Origin of the sequence: Azospirillum canadense, assembly GCF_025961225.1 — a bacterium.
In the GTDB taxonomy this organism is placed as follows: Bacteria; Pseudomonadota; Alphaproteobacteria; order Azospirillales; family Azospirillaceae; genus Azospirillum; species Azospirillum canadense.
Map to the genome: position 1 here is coordinate 661854 of NZ_JAOQNG010000001.1, position 16901 is coordinate 678754.

Consider the following 16901-nt stretch of genomic DNA (forward strand, 5'->3'; position numbering starts at 1 on the left):
GGGGCCCTTGCCCGTGGGGCCGGTGGCCCTAGGTCCCTGACACGGACCGGGTGGCGATGCACCGCCCGGCCATCATCATCGAGTGGCGGTTGGGGAGCGCCTTCATCACTGGAGATGGAGTGCCGACCCATGCGCTTGGCGTTCTACGTTCTTCTTCTCGCCGTCGTCGTGCCGGGGCCGGCTTGCGCCCAGACCCGTGTCGTGAGCGGCATGCCGCTGGTGGTGCGCACCGCGCCGGACGAGCAGCCGGCCGAGGCCGGGCTGGAGGGCTTGGCGCAGCTGTTCCAGGATGGTGCCCTGCGGGATGAGCTGAAACGCGTGCACCCGCTCGCGCGCTGGACCCACCCGGTCAACGTAACCTTGCGCGGCGACGCGGCGGCCCGCTGGTTCCCGGCGGCGCAGGCCATCGCAGCCGACCTGGAGGCGGCCACCGGGCTGGCCATCACCGTCTACGAGCAGCCTTTCTGGTCCGGCGACATCGATGTCGTCGTGACCAACGTCCGCGGCTATTGGCCGCCCATGGTGTCGCTGGCCAATGGACGGCGCGACGAGCCCTTCACCTGCATCGCCCTGCCCATGGTGTCGGACGGGGAAATCCGCGGCTCCCGGATCATCATCAACGCCGCCGTCGTCGGCCCCGACAACGCGGAGGCCTGCCTCGCCGAGGAGCTGTACCAGTCCATGGGCATGTTCGGGGAGGTGGACGACCATCCCGACGGCACCCTGCTGAATGACGACGTCGGTTACCGCCGCATCGGGCCAATCGACCGGCTGCTGCTGTCGGTGCTCTACGACCGCCGGCTGACCCCGGACATGGACGCGGAGGCGGCCGGTGCCGCCGCCCGCCGCATCCTGGCCGAGCGGATGGAGGAATAACCATATATAAAGTGAGGCGATTTGCCGCCCGGCGGCTGGGAAACCTTCCCCTTATACCGTGTGGTCATAACGATAAGGGAAACGCCATGCCGCTCGCCGCCCCGCTCGCCACCGTCGCCCCGAAATCCATGAAGCCGAATCTGTCCGAACCGCGCTGGGATGCGGTGCCGTGGCAGGACCAATTCGGAGTCGGCCACGCCACCATCGACGCCGACCACAAGCGCCTGTTCGAGCTGTTCAACGAATTCGTCGCCGCGGTGAACGCCAACAGCGCCGACAGCGACATCCAGGGCGTGCTGTCCGACCTGCTGGACTACACCGACACCCATTTCGACCGCGAGGAAGGGCTGATGCAGGCGCACGCCTACCCGGACTTCACGACCCACAAGGCGATGCACGACGCCTTCGTGCGCCAACTGCACGACGTCAACAGCGCGCTGGACGCCGGCGGCGAGAAGGGCGCCTTCGTCCTGGGATTCCTCGGCAAATGGCTGACCGGCCACATCCTGGGCGTGGACAAGAAGCTGGGGGCGTATCTGAAGGAGCGCGGGGTGGAGGAGTAAGCGCCTCCAATCCCCTCTCCCTCCTGGGGAGAGGGTTAGGGTGAGGGGGGTGCGCGTGTACCGGACGTCCCAAGGTGGCGGGACCCCCTCACCCCGCCCTCTCCCCAGGGGGGAGAGGGTTGAACTGCCGATTGCTCGTTACTTCTCCCTACTGCTTGTTCTGTTCGCCGCTGCGCCGCGGGCTGCGGTTCAGCGAGGTCATGCTGTCGTCGTACTGGAACTCCGGCATGTCGCGGACGCTCGCCTGCGTCATGTCGCGGAGCTTGATCGAGTCCTCGCCGGGCTGCACGTCGGCGAGCGCGATGTCGGCGGCGACCGTCTTGCCGCCGATGCCGAGGAAGCCGCCGCTCTGGATCACCAGAAGCTGGGCGTGGCCGTCCGGGCCGAGAATCACGTCCGTCACCTTGCCGATCCGCTCCCCGTCGGAGCCGACGACGGTGCGGTTCATCAGCTGGTCGACGCTGGCTGCGCCCGGCATGTTCATCGGGCGTGCGGTTGGCGATGTGGCGGTTGGCGAGGTCGCCTGAGTGGTTGCCGGGGAGGACCCGGCCGCGTTCGGTTGGGCGGTCGATTGGGCCGCCGCCACGCCGGTCGTCAGCGCTAGGGCGGACAGGGTGGTCAGAACCATCTTGCGCATGAGGCCTTCTCCTTTCTCCAGACACCCCTCAACCGCATCCACTCGGAAAGGTCGCGGGCGGGAGCGGGGGCTTGGCCTGTGACATGAGGGGACAGGATGGTGGCGACTCGCGGGCTGGGACTCGCCCGTCGGACTCCCAAGGGGGCAGCCGAGGCGTGAAGGCCGTACCCCCGATTCGCTCCCGAAGGACTCAGCCGATCCCGGCACCCCGGCTACCCCGCAAAACATGACGGAATCGCTACAAATCCGGGCCGGAACGGGATGGGAGTCCGCTTTAATGGAGGGGGGAGGCACACACAAAATGCAGTGTTGCCGGGAACCGGGGAGGGGGTGGTCCGTTGTACTCGGCACGCCATATCTAGGAGGCAGCCCGCCGTCAAGCATACAATATCTGGTGAGGGGGGTTGCCTACCCCAAATGATGGGGCTAGGATGCGCACCAACATACAGGGTGTCGCGTTCGGCTGCCAGCGTAAGCTGGAGGGGCACAGAGCGCGTAGCCTGTTCGTCAGATTTCTAGCGTCAAAAAACGCAAGCCACGGGAGCAGAGGGACCATGCGGATCCAGCGTCGTTTCACGAAAGAGGGTCAGGATGCCTACGCCGGTCTCGGCTTCCGCCGGACCACGAGCGAGATCCGCAACCCCGACGGCTCTGTGGTCTTCCAGCAGACGGACATCGAGGTTCCCGAGAACTACAGCCAGGTCGCCAGCGACATCCTGGCGCAGAAGTACTTCCGCAAGGCCGGCGTCCCGGTCGCGCTGAAGGCAGTCGAGGAGAACACGGTCCCGTCCTGGCTGTGGCGCCGCGCCGCCGACGATTCGGCGCTGGCCGCGCTGCCGAAGGAGAAGCGCTTCACCGGCGAGAAGTCGGCCAAGCAGGTGTTCGACCGTCTGGCCGGCACCTGGACCTACTGGGGCTGGAAGGGCGGCTATTTCGACACCGAGCAGGACGCCCGCGGCTTCTACGACGAGATGCGGTTCATGCTGGCCGCCCAGATGGCGGCCCCGAACAGCCCGCAGTGGTTCAACACCGGCCTGCATTGGGCCTATGGCATCGATGGCCCGAGCCAGGGCCACTTCTACGTCGATTTCAAGACCGGCCTGCTGACCTCGTCTGCCTCGGCCTACGAGCATCCGCAGCCGCACGCCTGCTTCATCCAGTCCGTCGCCGACGACCTGGTGAACGAGGGCGGCATCATGGACCTTTGGGTCCGCGAGGCGCGCCTGTTCAAGTACGGGTCGGGCACCGGCTCCAACTTCTCCCGCCTGCGCGGCGAGGGTGAGCGCCTGGCCGGCGGCGGCAAGTCGTCGGGCCTGATGAGCTTCCTGAAGATCGGCGACCGCGCCGCCGGCGCCATCAAGTCGGGCGGCACCACCCGCCGCGCCGCCAAGATGGTCACGGTGGACATGGACCACCCGGACATCGAGGCCTACATCGACTGGAAGGTGACCGAGGAGCAGAAGGTCGCCGCCCTGGTCACCGGGTCCAAGATCTGCCAGCAGCACCTGACGGCCGTCATGGCTGCCGCGCAGGCCGGTCAGGATCCGAAGGAAAACAAGGACCTGAAGAAGGCGATCGGCGCCGCCCGCAAGGCGCAGGTGCCGGAGAACTACGTCCAGCGCGTGATCCAGTTCGCCGCGCAGGGCTTCACCTCGATCGACTTCAAGACCTACAACACCGACTGGGACTCGGACGCCTACCTGACGGTGGCCGGCCAGAACTCCAACAACTCGGTGCGCGTCTCCGACCCGTTCATCAAGGCGGTGCTGAACGACGACGACTGGACCCTGATCCGCCGCACCGACGGCAAGGTCCACAAGACCGTCCGCGCCCGCGACCTGTGGGACAAGGTCGGCTACGCCGCCTGGGCCTGCGCCGATCCGGGCGTGCAGTTCGACACGACCATCAACGACTGGCACACCTGCCCGGCCTCGGGGCGCATCAACGCCTCGAACCCGTGCTCGGAGTACATGTTCCTCGACGACACGGCCTGCAACCTGGCGTCGCTGAACCTGATGTCGTTCCGTCTGAAGGACGGCTCCTTCGACGTCGAGGCCTTCGAGCACGCCTGCCGGCTGTGGACCGTCGTGCTGGAAATCTCCGTGCTGATGGCGCAGTTCCCGTCGAAGGAAATCGCCCAGCTCTCCTACGAGTTCCGCACGCTCGGCCTCGGCTTCGCCAACCTCGGCGGCCTGCTGATGTCCTCGGGCCTGCCCTACGACTCGGCCGAGGGCCGCGCCTACTGCGCCGCGATTTCCGCGGTGATGACCGGCGTCGCCTACGCCACGTCGGCCGAGATGGCGCAGGAACTGGGTGCCTTCCCGGCCTTCGAGCAGAACCGCGACCATATGCTGCGGGTCATCCGCAACCACCGCCGCGCCGCCTACGGCGAGATGGACGGCTATGAGGGCCTGTCGGTCGCCCCGGTGCCCTTCGTCGCCGACGAGTGCCCGGAGGCCGAGCTGGCGCTGGCCGCCGTCCGCGCCTGGGACATGGCGCTGGAGCTGGGCGAGCAGCACGGCTTCCGCAACGCCCAGGCCACCGTGGTCGCCCCGACCGGCACCATCGGCTTGGTCATGGACTGCGACACCACGGGCATCGAGCCGGACTTCGCGCTGGTGAAGTTCAAGAAGCTGGCCGGCGGCGGCTACTTCAAGATCGTGAACCGCCTGGTGCCGGAGGCCCTGCGCACGCTGGGCTACACCGTCGACCAGATCGCCGCGATCGAGCGCTACGCGGTCGGCCACGGCACGCTGAAGGGCGCGCCGGGCGTCAACCACGAGACGCTGAAGGCCAAGGGCTTCACCGACGAGCTGCTGGAGAAGCTGGAGGGCAGCCTCGCCACCGCCTTCGACATCAAGTTCGCCTTCAACAAGTGGACGGTCGGCGCCGACTTCATCGTCAGCGCGCTGGGCGTGCCGGCCGCGGCGATGGACCAGCCGGGCTTCGACCTGCTGACCGCCATCGGCTTCACCAAGGCCGAGCTTGAGGCCGCCAATACCTTCTGCTGTGGCGCCATGACGCTGGAAGGCGCGCCCTTCCTGAAGGCCGAGCACCTGCCGGTGTTCGACTGCGCCAACCCCTGCGGCCGCATCGGCAAGCGCTTCCTGTCCTGGGAATCGCACATCACCATGATGGCCGCCGCGCAGCCCTTCATCTCCGGCGCCATCTCCAAGACCATCAACATGCCGAACACGGCGACGGTGGAGGAGTGCAAGGACGCCTACTTGATGTCCTGGCGCCTGGGCCTGAAGGCGAACGCGTTGTACCGCGACGGCTCCAAGCTGAGCCAGCCGCTGTCGGCCGCCCTGCTGGACGAGGAGGAGGACGCGGTCGAGGAGATCGTCGAGGCCCCGAACGCGGTGCGCACGCAGATGGTGTCCGAGCGCATCGTGGAGAAGGTGATCGAGAAGATCGTCGCCCGCAAGGCGTCCGACCGCGAGCGCCTGCCGCACCGCCGCAAGGGCTACACGCAGAAGGCCACCGTCGGCGGGCACAAGATCTACCTGCGCACCGGCGAGTACGAGGACGGCCGCCTGGGCGAGATCTTCATCGACATGCACAAGGAAGGCGCCGCCTTCCGGTCGTTGATGAACAACTTCGCCATCGCGGTGTCCATCGGCCTGCAGTACGGCGTGCCGCTCGAAGAGTTCGTGGAGGCCTTCACCTTCACCCGCTTCGAGCCGTCGGGCATGGTGACCGGCAACGACACGATCAAGATGGCGACCTCCGTCATCGACTACGTGTTCCGCGAGATCGCCATCTCCTACCTGTCGCGCACCGATCTGGCCCACGCCACGCCGGAAGACCTGCTGCCCTTCACGGTCGGCACCGGCGACGCCCAGGCCGACCTGCCGGATGCCCCGGTCCAGCCGTCGGACATCGTCCGCAAGGTCGCGTCCACCGGCTATGTCCGCAGCAACCTGCGCGTCCTGAACGGCGGGCAGGCCCAGCGGGCGGTCGCCGCGGCGGCGCTGGCCGCCACCGGCACCGACGCGGCGCAGGCCACCGCGACGGCGGCCCACACCGCGGTGACCTCCAGCCCGTCCGTCGGCGCGGCTGTGGCCCTGGCCGGCGGTCACGCTGCGGCCGGCGCCACCACCAGCACGGCCTACGGCGGCAGCACGAGCGACCAGCGCTACGACCGCATCCGCGAGGCGCGCGCCCGCGGCTATGAGGGCGACCAGTGCGGCGAATGCGGCAACATGACGCTCGTCCGCAACGGCACCTGCCTGAAGTGCGACACCTGCGGCTCCACCACGGGCTGCAGCTGAGGCCGGCCGGTTCCATCCCCGGCATGGCGGAGAGGGGGGAGGTCTTCGGACCTCCCCTTTTCCGTTTGGGCTCTTTTCCGTTTGGGAAAACCGTTCACCACCAAGGCACCAAGACACCAAGTTCGAACGAAAAAAGCGCCGGGCCGTCGGGGATGATCCGACGGGCCGGCGCTTTTCAGGGAAGGCTTGGTGCCTTGGTGTCTTGGCGGTGAATCCCGCCCGTTATACGGGGATGTTCGCGAAGACGCGGCCGCCGGTTTCGGCCTCGGTCTCGGCCGGGGCGGTGTTGCGCTCCTTCAGCCAGTGGGCGAACTGGCGGTCGGCCGAGTTGATGTGCAGCATCAGCCATTGCGGAAGGAAGGTCGCCAGATAGTCGGCGATGTTCTCCTCCGGCACGTTGCCGGTGGTGAAGGCGTGCAGCTGGTCCCAAGCCAGGGAATGCTGCACCAGATGGTCGGCCAGGAAGGGATAGCCGGCCTCCAGCATCGCCTCCTGCTCGTGGGCGAAGTGGATTTCGGTGTAGACGACCGCCTCGGCCAGCGTGCGGTAGACCTCCTCGCTGGAGCGGCCTTCCGCCACCGCCGCCTGAAACGCCTGGACCAGGGCGATCCAGTGCTTGTGCTCGTCGTCGATCGTCTGGATCCCCAGGGCGAGATCGTCGCTCCACACCAGATCCCGGTAATTCTCGACGTGCATGTCCATGGTCGGTGGCGCTCGGCTGAAAGTGCTATATCCGTTCGCATGGTAATGGAATGTAACGCTGCGGCAACAAGGCTTGGTGCTACCAATTGTCGCGCTTCGTTCGGGCCCATTGACCATTCCATGACTAGGCGTCGCGGATAGGGCGGTCTTGCCGGGACAACACCCGGCGGCAATATGCGAGCCATCGCCATTCCGGTCGCCAGAACACAACGTCAGGACACTCCATGACCCGCTCCCCTTCCCGGCTGTTCGCCCTGCCGCTCGCTGTGATGGCGTCTTTGCTCCTGGCGCCGGCCATGCCCGGCCATGCCCAGGACATGCCCGCGCGGGAGCACCCAGACGGCGGCGGGGGACGGGCGGCCGAACGGGGACCGGAGCGGGCCGAACGCCCAGCGGAGGCGCGGAACGAGGCGTCGAAGCGGGGCGAGGGCGGATTCGACGCGCAGCGCAGCGAGACCCGCCACAGCTTGGCCCTACCCGGCGGTCCGCTCGCCTACACGGCGGTGGCCGAGTTCCTGCCGCTGCGCGACAGCGCGCTCGGCGGCGGGAAAGAGGAGGTGGCGGCGCGCGTCTTCACCGTGACCTACACCGCCGACGGCGCGCCGAAGGGCAGCCGCCCGGTGGCCTTCGTCTTCAACGGCGGCCCGGGGGCGGCCTCGGCCTACATGCATCTGGGCGCGGTGGGGCCGAAGGTCGTGGCCTTCAACGAGGACGGATCGCTGCCGCGCCCGCCGGCGCCGCTGGTGGACAACCCCGACAGCTGGCTGGCCTTCGCCGACCTGGTCTTCATCGACCCGGTCGGCACCGGCTTCAGCCGGGCGCTCAAGCCGGAAACCGGCAAGCCCGACGACGAGGCGGACAAGCGGTTCTGGAAGGTCGAGGCCGACGCGCGCTCCATGGCCGAGGTCGTCCGGCTCTGGCTGACCCGCAACGGCCGTTGGGAGTCGCCCAAGTTCCTGGCCGGCGAGAGCTACGGCGGGTTCCGCATCGCCAAGATGGCCAACGAGCTGATCGACCGCACTGGCGTCGCGGTCAACGGGCTGATCATGGTGTCGCCGGTCGTGGACTTCGCGACCATCCGCGACGAGTCCGGCCTGCTGGGGCCGGCGCTGAAGCTGCCGGGCTACGCCGCCTCCGCCGCCGCGAACGGGCTGGTCCCCGGCACGCCGGAACAGGCGGCGGAGGCCGCCGAGCGGTTCGCGCTCGGTGGCTATCTCACCGGGCTGGCCACGCTCGACTACCGCCGAATGGACCAGGCGGGCGCCTTCATGGCCGAGGTGGCGCGGACCATCGGCCTGCCGGTGGAGTTGGTGACCCGCCACCGCGGGCAGGTGCCTGCGGGGATCTTCACCCGGGAGCTGCTGCGCGGCCAGGGGAAGATCGCCAGCGTCTACGACGGCACCTTCACCGTGTCGGACCCTGACCCGTCGGCCGCCCGCATCCCCTTCGACCCGTTCCTGAAGGGGACCGTGCCGGTCTACACCACCGCCTTCGCCGCCTACGCCTCGTCGAAGTTGGGCGTGCGCACCGAGGTGCCGTTCCATCTCCTCAGCGACCGGGTGAACCGCGGCTGGGAATGGCCGCGGATGGGACAGCCCAACGCCGTCGATGACTTGCAGACGGCCCTGACGCTGCAGCCGTCCCTGCGGGTCCTGATCGCGCACGGCCGCACCGACCTGATCACCCCCTACATGGCTTCGCGCTGGGTCGCGTCGCGGCTGGAACTGCCGGAGGGGCAAGGGGACCGGGTGCGGGTGACGGTCTACGCCGGCGGCCACATGATGTACACGCGGACGTCGGAACGGGCCAAGCTCGCCGCCGACGCGCGGGCGCTGGTCGAGGCGGCGCTGCGGTAGCGGGGGTGTCGCGATGGTGAGAGGGATTCACCACCAAGACACCAAGGCACCAAGATCGCTTTGATAATGCGTCGGCGCGGTATGCCTGGCCCAAGAGACGGGCACTTTTTCGAGCGGACTTGGTGCCTTGGTGCCTTGGTGGTGAAATCCGTCCGCAACGCCGACCATGACATAAATAAAACGGGCGCCCCGAAGGGGGCGCCCGTACGCATGCACCTTGCCTCGGCGGGTGGCCGGATTAGAACAGGCGCAGGATCGACTGCTGCGACTGGTTGGCCAGCGAGAGGGCGATGGTGCCGAGCTGCTGACGGGTCTGCAGCATCAGCAGCGAGGCGCCTTCCTCGTTCTGGTCGGCCAGCGTCAGCTTGTTGGCGCCTTCCACCAGCACGTCGCTGAACTCCTTGGTGAAGGTCTCGCGGGTCGTGATGATGTTCAGGTTGGTCGACAGCGTCTGCGAGGCGGACCGGACGTTGGACTTCGCGTAGTCGAGGCTGGCCACCGCCTTGTCGATGTCAGAACGGTCGGTCCAGTCGTTCTGGGCGTAGTCGAGGCGCAGGCCCTGGCCGCTGGTGGTCAGGTTCTGCGACTTCACCGTGATCGAGTTGGTGTTGCGCTCGTTCAACTGGACGGTCAGGTCGTTCGACGTGTTGGCGTCGGTCACCTGGACCGTCACCAGGTTCGCCGCCGAGTTGGCCGAGGCCGCCTGCTTGATCTTGTTCTGGTCGACGTTGAAGCGGACCGTGCCGGTGTCGAACGCGAAGGCGTTCTCGCCGTTGGACAGCTTGCCCTCGCCGCGGTTGGCCATGCCGTCGCGGGTGATGGTCGCGCCGTTCAGGTTGCTGGCCTGAATCTGGATGTCGACCTTCTTTTCCAGAACCGAGATGCCGTTGCCGCCGTTGGCCGACTGCTCCAGCAGCTTGCGGTCGACCGTGAAGGACACGATCGTGCCCGACGAGAAGCTCTCGGAGATGCGCTTGGTCAGGGCGTTCTCGGTGCTGGCCTTGACGCTCATCTCGCGCGTGGAGTTCGGCGAGGTGGCGCCGGTCAGCGTGATCGTGCCGTTGGTCGAGACGGTGACCGTCTTGGCGTCGGTGTTGACCAGGCGGCCGCTGCCGGTCAGCGCGGTGTTGATCGAGTTGCGCAGCGCCGAGGCGACCTTGGCCCGGGCGTTGCCGCCGACCGCGACGTCGCTGGCCGTGGCCGTGTAGGAGAAGGTCTGGTCTTCGACGGTGATCGTGAAGATGTCGCCGGCTTCGATCGTGCCGCCCAGCTGCACGTTGGTGACCTGCGCGGTGCCGGACACCGACGCCTGGGTCATGTTGGCGGCGATGGTCTGGGTGTTGTCGAAGTACTTGATCGTGCGCGACTCGTTGCCGTCCGACACGATGAAGGAGCGCTCGCGGCCGATGGCGCCGCGGACCTCGATCTGCACGTCGGAGAAGCTGCCCATGGTGGACGACATCGTGCCCGACAGCTTCAGGCCGACCAGGCCGTGCGCCATTTCGGCGTTGTTGATGTCGCCGGCCGCCGCCTCGATCGAACCGTCGCCCTTGATGCGCACCGTGTAGGTGTCGGCCGACACCACGTTGGTGACGCGGGCGTTCTCGATGCCCTGGATGGTGTTGACCGCTTGGCGCGAGGCGCTGGTGCTGTCCATGCGCAGACCGTTGCCGGCCAGCAGGTTCTTGCCGGCGTAGCCGCTGTCGCCGGCCAGCTTGTCGATCTGGTCCTTCAGCGCGTTGAACTGCGCGGCCAGCGACTTGCGGGTGGAGATCGAGCCGGCGTCGGTGCCCAGCGCCGAATAGGCGGCGGTGGTCAGGCCGCGGGCCTGCTCGATCATGTCGTTGATGGCGGTGACGCCCTTGTCGGCCGCCTTGATGGTGCTGATGGACTGGCCCATGGCGTCCTTCAACGACGACAAGTCGCCGGCGCGCTGGTTCAGGCCCTTCGCTGCGAAGAACGAGGTGGGGCCGTCGAGCGCCGAGTTGATCTTGTTGCCGGTCGAAAGGATGTTCTGCTTCTTGCCGATCTGATCCTGCACGCTTTGCAGCTGCAGCAGGTTCGTGCGCATTGAAGCGGTCAGTGTGACGTCGTTGATGGCCATGGCTCCAAGTCTCCTTCTGAGGCTCGCCCCGCGGCTGGTGCTTGAAACCGAAGCGGGACACGGTGCTTTTGCGTGACTGCCCCCAATCAAGGATCGTGCCAGACGCTTGAGGCGTCGGATAACGCACTGATAGAACACGGAAATTTTGTTTTCCGGGGGGATTCTGGCCGGGTGGCGGGGTCGTTTCTTTCCGGGGGGCGACGGAAAACTTTGCCGGGTGAAGGGCGGCGGTTGTGGCCCGCCGGGGGACGTTTCTTCCCAGCAGGGGTGGGCACGACCTGCCGCTGAATGCCGTCCGGCGGGTGTCGCGGAGGCTTGGTAACGACGCCGCGGAAGGCTATCGTCGCGGCCTCGGCGACGCACACGCCATCAATAAGGAGGGACGAACCATGGCCGGACGCATCGACACGCGCTTGAAGGACCTGGGGATCGAACTGCCGCAGGCCGCGGCCCCGGTGGCCGCCTATGTGCCTTACACCATCTCGGGCAACACGCTGTACATCTCGGGCCAGGTCACCGTGTGGAACGGCGAGCGGCGCTTCCTCGGCAAGGTCGGGCAGGACTTCACCGTGGAGCAGGGCAAGGACGCCGCGCGCCTGTGCGGGCTGAACATCATCGCCCAGGCCAAGGCGGCCTGCGGCGGCGACTTGGACCGCGTGGTGCGGGTGCTGCGGCTCGGCGGCTTCGTCAACAGCGGCCCGGACTTCCACGAGCATCCGCAGGTGATCAACGGCGCGTCGGAGCTGATGATGGAGGTGTTCGGCGAGGCCGGGAAGCACGCCCGCGCCGCGGTCGGCGCACCGTCGCTGCCCGGCAACGTGGCGGTCGAGGTCGACGCGGTGCTGGAGATCGCCTGAGGCGCCCTCCTGAAGGGGATCGCTTCGCGGCGCTTACCGTAAAGGCGTCTTGCCGCAACGCGGCAGGACGCCCACCTCCCTTGGCGTATCCGCAAAGGAGGGATCATGCCCGACGGCAAGGACGCCAGCGCCGAGGGGGCCATCACCGTCAAGGTCCTGACCGGCATCGGCCAAGCGGACCCGCAGCAGTGGGACGCCTGCGCCGGGCCGGACAACCCGTTCCTCAACCACGCCTTCCTGCTGGCGTTGGAGGAGTCCAAGTCGGCGACCCGCCGCACCGGGTGGCAGCCCATGCACCTGACCGCGATCGACGCGGCCGGGCGGATCATGGGGGCCGCGCCCATGTATCTGAAAAGCCATTCCTACGGCGAATACGTCTTCGACCATTCCTGGGCGCACGCCTACGAGCGGGCGGGCGGCACCTATTACCCGAAGTTGCAGGTCGCCGTTCCCTTCACGCCGGTGCCGGGACCCCGCCTGCTGGTCCGGCCGGACGCCCCGCCGGGCGTGTTCGCCGCCCTGGTCCAGGCGATGGAGGAGGTGGCGCGGCGCACCGGCGTGTCCTCCGTCCACATCACCTTCCCGACGGAGGACGACTGGACGCGGCTGGGCGCCGCCGGCTGGTTGCAGCGCGAGGGCGTGCAGTATCATTGGGAGAACCGTGGCTACGGCAGCTTCGACGACTTCCTGGGAACGCTCAACTCCCGCAAGCGCAAGGCCATCCGCAAGGAGCGCCGCGAGGTGGCGGAGAGCAGCGTGCGCCTGCACAGCCTGACCGGGGCCGACCTGAAGGCGGAGCATTGGGACGCCTTCCACCGCTTCTACATGGAGACGGCCGACCGGAAATGGGGCGGGGGCTATCTGACCCGCGCCTTCTTCCGCCTGCTGGGCGAGACGATGGCCGACCGGGTCATGCTGGTGATGTGCGAGGACGGCGGGGAGTGGGTCGCCGGCGCCCTGAACCTGATCGGCGCGGACACGCTGTACGGACGCAACTGGGGCTCCGACGGCAGCTACCGCTTCCTGCATTTCGAGGCCTGCTACTACCGCGCCCTGGACTTCGCCATCGAGCGGGGCCTGCGCAAGGTCGAGGCCGGCGCGCAGGGCGAGCACAAGATCCAGCGCGGCTATCTGCCGGTGCCGACCTACAGCGCCCACTGGGTGGCCGATCCGGGGTTCCGCCGCGCGCTGGACGACTTCCTGGTCCGCGAACGCGCCGCCGTGGAGGCGGAGCGGGAGTCCCTGATGGAACTGTCGCCCTACCGGAAGGAAGGCGAGGGGTGAAGGGGCCTCAATACGGGATGCGGTCGGGTTTGGCGGCCCATTCCTCAAACACGGCGCGGGCCTCCTCCGCCAGCAGGCGGTGCATGGGGACGGCGCGCTTTTCCAGTTCCAGCGCGATTTCCGTGTAGAGGAACGCGTCGTCGAAGCCGATCGCCGCCGCGTCGTCGCGGCCGTTGGCGTAGACGATACGGTCGGCCCGCGACCAGTAGATTGCCGCCAGGCACATGGGGCAGGGCTCGCAGCTCGTGTAGACGGTGGCCCCCGCGAGGCTGAAGGTGCCGAGATCCCGGCAGGCGTTGCGGATGGCGACCACCTCCGCGTGCGCCGTGGGGTCGTTGGTGGAGGTCACCTGGTTCCAGCCTTCGCCGATGATGCGGCCGTCGCGCGCGATCACCGCGCCGAAGGGGCCGCCGGCGCCCGTCTGCATGTGGGCGCGGCTGAGCGCGATGGCGCGGCGCAGGCATTCGGTGTCGAAGGTCGTCATCACGGTCCCTGTTCCTTTCCCATCCGCGATGATCATCATAGTCAATGGTTTAGCCGCTTGCCAGAGCGGGCGGGCGACGAACGGTTTTGAACAAGGACTGTTCGTTCTTTCCGCTAGGGGCACCCCACCCGGTTGAGCTAAGCTGAAGGTCGGAGTGGGGATGGTGGAGACCGGGTCGATGACCGACCGCACCATGGAGTTCCTGAAGCGGGTCCGCGACCACCTGCTCTATTTGAAGTTGCGGCCGGGAGGAGTCCGGCTCCAGGCCAAGGGCATCGACCTGTCGACGCTGCGGCTGCGCGGCTTCACGCTCCAGTCGGCCATCCTGCTGCAGGCGGATTTTTCCGACTCGCAGCTGGAGGAGGTCAGCTTCGACATGGCCGACCTGTTTGGCGCGAACTTCAGCCGCGCCGTGCTCGTCGGGTCCAGCTTCGCGCGGGCGGACCTGCGCGGCGCCAACTTCCTGAAGGCCAACCTGCGCCGCACCGACTTCGAAGGCGCCGACCTCCGCCCGGGCCAGATCCTCGCCCACCACGCGGGTGAGGCGGAGGAACGGCAGCGCACCGTCCTGAAGGACGCGCGCCTCGACGGCGTCAGCTTCAAGGGCGCCGACCTCAGCAGCGCCGACCTGGCGGGCGCGTCGATGAAGGGTGGCGACTTCAGCAGCGCCAACCTGTTCGCCGCCAACCTGGCCGGGGCCGACCTCAGCGAGGCGAACTTCACCGGGGCCAAGCTGAAGCAGGCGGTCTTGAGCGGCGCCACGGTCACCCGCGCCATCCTGCGCAACGCCGACCTGCGCGAGGCGACGCTGCGCAACGTCGACCTCGCCGCGGCGGACACCACCGGTGCGAACCTGAACGGCGCCGTCTACATGCGGAACGCCGCCGGCCTGCCCGCGGTGGTGCGGGCCATGCTGGAGGCGCACATCCTGTGGATCAACAGCGGCGGGCGGGCCGGCACGCGGGCGGATTTCTCGGGCATGAGCCTGCGCGGCGTGGACCTGACCGCCTGCGACCTGTCCGGCGCGGTGTTCCGCAACGCCGTGCTGGACGAGGCGCGGCTGTCCAACGCCTACCTCTCGCTGGCCGACTTCGGCGGGGCGAGCCTGCGCCGGGCCCGGCTGGACCAAGCGGTGCTGACCGGCGCGAACCTCGCCGCCGCGAACCTGCGCGCGGCGGACGCGCACGGCGCCGACTTCGGTCCCGTGGACCTGCGCAACCCCGACGGCACGCCGACGGGACGGCGCTGGCCGACCAACCTGACCGGCGCCACACTGACGGGCGCCGACCTGCGCGGAGCCCGCCTGACCGGCGCGCGGGTCGCCGGGGCCGCCTTCACCCAGGCCAACCTCGCCTCCGCCGACCTGCGCGGCTGCGACGAGGCGCAGGCCGACCTGTCCCGCGCCAGCCTGGTCGGAGCCCGCCGCGGCGCGTTGCCGGCCTTGTTGCAGCCGGGCTCCGGGATGGCCATTCCCGGGGCGTGACGCGGCGTCCCCGATCGAAAGTCGCATGGCGCCCTGTGGTCTTCGGGGGCACAGTCTCGCACGTTCAACAGCGTGAGAAGGGCGGGCCATGCGGATTTTTCCAGGCGTTCTCGTTCTTGTGTCGACGATCCTGGCGGGGGCCTCGAAGGCCGACGACCTGAGCTACCGCGGGGTGGGGGCGATGGCCCCCGACCATCCCATCGCCTGCCTCTACGCCTACGCGGCGGACAAGACGGGCGACCATGCGGCAGCGGTCGACATCCTCAACGCCTGCGTCGCCCGGGGAAGCGTCTGGTCGATGATTTGGCTCGCCATGCTCCACGAGAACGGGCAGGGCGTGCCGAGGAGCCTGGAAGCCTCGGCCGCGCTGATGCACCGCGGCGCCCTGATGAACGACGACGCGGGCTACGCGCGGCTGGCGCGCTATCATTGGGGCGTGGCGCTGGTCGAAGGGCGCGGTGTCGCCGGCGATGTGGATGAGGGGATGCGCTGGCTGCGCGTCGCCGCGGCGGAGGGAGTCCGTGACGCCAAGGACTACCTCCGGGCGCGCGGCGAGTGGCACCCGTCCCTGTGATGCCCCAGGGTCAGGCCCAGGCGGCGAGCACTTCCCTAACGTCGCTTTCGCGCAGGGGATCGCGCGCCGGGGGCGGGCCGCCGTCCACGCGCAGGCCCATCAGCGTCTCCACCAGCGGCTCCGGCCCCGGCACGCGGCGCACCTGCCCGCGCGCGGCGACGTGGGGGTGGTCGGCGACCTCGTCCAGGGTGGGCAGCGCCTCGAAACAGCAGTCCACCGGGTCGAGCAGGGCCTTCCAGGCGGCGAGGTCGCGGCTGGCGAACAGCGCCTCCAATTCCTCCGTCAGAGCGGTCTGCGGCAGCGGGTCGGACTGGCGGGCGATCCAGTCGGGCCGGCCGACCGCCTCGCAGAAGCCGCGCCAGAACTTCGCCTCCAGCGCCGACAGGGTGGCGAAGCGGCTGTCTGCCGTGCGGTAGATGCGGTAGCAGGCCGCCCCGCCCGACAGCAGGGCCTCGCCGCGCGCCGGCATGGTCCCGCGCGCGGCGGCCGTCAGCTGGAAGCCCTGCCAGCCCAGCACCGTCTCCATGATCGACAGGTCGAGGAAGCAGCCTCCACCGCCATTTGGGCCGCCATTTGGGCCACCGCTGCGCTCGCGCCCGAGCAGGGCGGCGGCGACGGCCAGCGCCGTCTGCTGGGCCGACGCGAAATCGGCGACCGGCGGGTGGCTGATCATCGGCCGGTCCGGCAGGCCGGAGGAATCGAGCCCGCCGCCGACCGCCATGTAGTTCAGGTCGTGCCCGGCGCGCAGGGCGTAGGGGCCGGTGCTGCCCCAGCCCGACAGGCTGGCGTGCACCAGCCGCGGGTTCAGCGCGCGCAGCCGGTCGCGCCCGACGCCCAGCTTGTCCAGCACCCCCGGCCGGTAGCTTTCCACCAGCGCGTCGGCCTTGGCGATCAGGGCTTCGAAGGCGGCGCGCCCGTCGGCGCTCTTCAGGTCGAGCCGGACGACGGTCTTGCCCGCGTTCAGCAGCTTGTAGGCGGCGGTCATGCCGTCGGCGTCTGTCGGTCCCAGGCGGCGCAGCGGATCGCCGTCCGGCGGTTCCACCTTCACCACCGCGGCGCCGAGGTCGGCGAGCAGCTGGGCGGCGTGAGGACCCGGCAGGTATTGGCCGAGGTCGATCACCCGGAGGCCGGTGAGGAAGGGCAGGGGCATGCGATGCGTCTCCCGATTGCGGTTCTTCTTGTTCGTGCGTCGTCAATCCTTGTACCG

At 68.6% G+C, this 16901-nt stretch carries 13 protein-coding genes; 8 read left to right on the forward strand and 5 right to left on the reverse strand.

The genetic code is table 11. From position 1 onward, the window contains the following. The first annotated feature begins 129 nt into the window (after window positions 1–129). Together M2351_RS03150 and M2351_RS03155 are read left to right on the forward strand one after the other, a co-directional pair. On the forward strand, window positions 130–876 hold the full coding sequence (locus tag M2351_RS03150; protein WP_264654698.1) for a DUF2927 domain-containing protein: 747 nt from the start codon (window positions 130–132) through the stop codon (window positions 874–876). An 86-nt stretch (window positions 877–962) separates the two neighbouring features. Then, on the forward strand, window positions 963–1439 hold the full coding sequence (locus M2351_RS03155; RefSeq protein ID WP_264654699.1) for a bacteriohemerythrin: 477 nt from the start codon (window positions 963–965) through the stop codon (window positions 1437–1439). Window positions 1440–1587: 148 nt separating this feature from the next. Here the strand turns inward: M2351_RS03155 and M2351_RS03160 are convergent, their stop codons facing one another. Next, window positions 1588–2076, reverse strand: coding sequence for a PRC-barrel domain-containing protein (locus M2351_RS03160; protein ID WP_264654700.1), 489 nt, complete (start codon window positions 2074–2076; stop codon window positions 1588–1590). Window positions 2077–2630: 554 nt separating this feature from the next. Between M2351_RS03160 and M2351_RS03165 the strand changes: the two genes are divergently transcribed. Beyond that, entirely contained in the window at window positions 2631–6350 is a 3720-nt protein-coding gene (locus M2351_RS03165; protein ID WP_264654701.1) for a vitamin B12-dependent ribonucleotide reductase, read from the forward strand. A 222-nt stretch (window positions 6351–6572) separates the two neighbouring features. Here M2351_RS03165 and M2351_RS03170 read toward each other — a convergent pair whose 3' ends face one another. After that, window positions 6573–7052 carry a bacteriohemerythrin gene (locus M2351_RS03170; RefSeq protein ID WP_264654702.1) on the reverse strand — a complete coding sequence of 160 codons (480 nt, stop codon included), beginning with the start codon at window positions 7050–7052 and terminating at the stop codon, window positions 6573–6575. A gap of 224 nt (window positions 7053–7276) precedes the next feature. On the opposite strand from M2351_RS03170, the gene M2351_RS03175 reads away from it, so the two are divergent. Next, window positions 7277–8908 carry a S10 family peptidase gene (locus tag M2351_RS03175; protein WP_264654703.1) on the forward strand — a complete coding sequence of 544 codons (1632 nt, stop codon included), beginning with the start codon at window positions 7277–7279 and terminating at the stop codon, window positions 8906–8908. Window positions 8909–9146: 238 nt separating this feature from the next. Here M2351_RS03175 and M2351_RS03180 read toward each other — a convergent pair whose 3' ends face one another. Continuing rightward, window positions 9147–11012, reverse strand: coding sequence for a flagellin N-terminal helical domain-containing protein (locus M2351_RS03180; RefSeq protein ID WP_264654704.1), 1866 nt, complete (start codon window positions 11010–11012; stop codon window positions 9147–9149). A 389-nt stretch (window positions 11013–11401) separates the two neighbouring features. Between M2351_RS03180 and M2351_RS03185 the strand changes: the two genes are divergently transcribed. Together M2351_RS03185 and M2351_RS03190 are read left to right on the forward strand one after the other, a co-directional pair. After that, window positions 11402–11869 carry a RidA family protein gene (locus M2351_RS03185; RefSeq protein ID WP_264654705.1) on the forward strand — a complete coding sequence of 156 codons (468 nt, stop codon included), beginning with the start codon at window positions 11402–11404 and terminating at the stop codon, window positions 11867–11869. Between the two features lie 105 nt (window positions 11870–11974). Continuing rightward, a complete protein-coding gene (locus M2351_RS03190) occupies window positions 11975–13153 on the forward strand; it encodes a GNAT family N-acetyltransferase (protein ID WP_264654706.1) in 1179 nt (392 codons plus the stop codon). Between the two features lie 7 nt (window positions 13154–13160). On the opposite strand, the gene M2351_RS03195 is transcribed toward M2351_RS03190, so the two are convergent. Then, on the reverse strand, window positions 13161–13637 hold the full coding sequence (locus M2351_RS03195) for a nucleoside deaminase (protein ID WP_264654707.1): 477 nt from the start codon (window positions 13635–13637) through the stop codon (window positions 13161–13163). A 178-nt stretch (window positions 13638–13815) separates the two neighbouring features. Here M2351_RS03195 and M2351_RS03200 point away from each other — a divergent pair, with 178 nt between their 5' ends. Together M2351_RS03200 and M2351_RS03205 are read left to right on the forward strand one after the other, a co-directional pair. Beyond that, on the forward strand, window positions 13816–15120 hold the full coding sequence (locus tag M2351_RS03200) for a pentapeptide repeat-containing protein (RefSeq protein ID WP_264654708.1): 1305 nt from the start codon (window positions 13816–13818) through the stop codon (window positions 15118–15120). Between the two features lie 88 nt (window positions 15121–15208). Next, window positions 15209–15694 (forward strand): tetratricopeptide repeat protein, encoded by a 486-nt coding sequence (locus tag M2351_RS03205; protein WP_264654709.1) that lies wholly within the window; start codon window positions 15209–15211, stop codon window positions 15692–15694. A 10-nt stretch (window positions 15695–15704) separates the two neighbouring features. On the opposite strand, the gene M2351_RS03210 is transcribed toward M2351_RS03205, so the two are convergent. Beyond that, the gene (locus tag M2351_RS03210) at window positions 15705–16844 is read right to left on the reverse strand and encodes a CaiB/BaiF CoA transferase family protein (protein ID WP_264654710.1); all 1140 of its coding nucleotides are present in this window, start codon (window positions 16842–16844) and stop codon (window positions 15705–15707) included. Window positions 16845–16901: the final 57 nt, after the last annotated feature.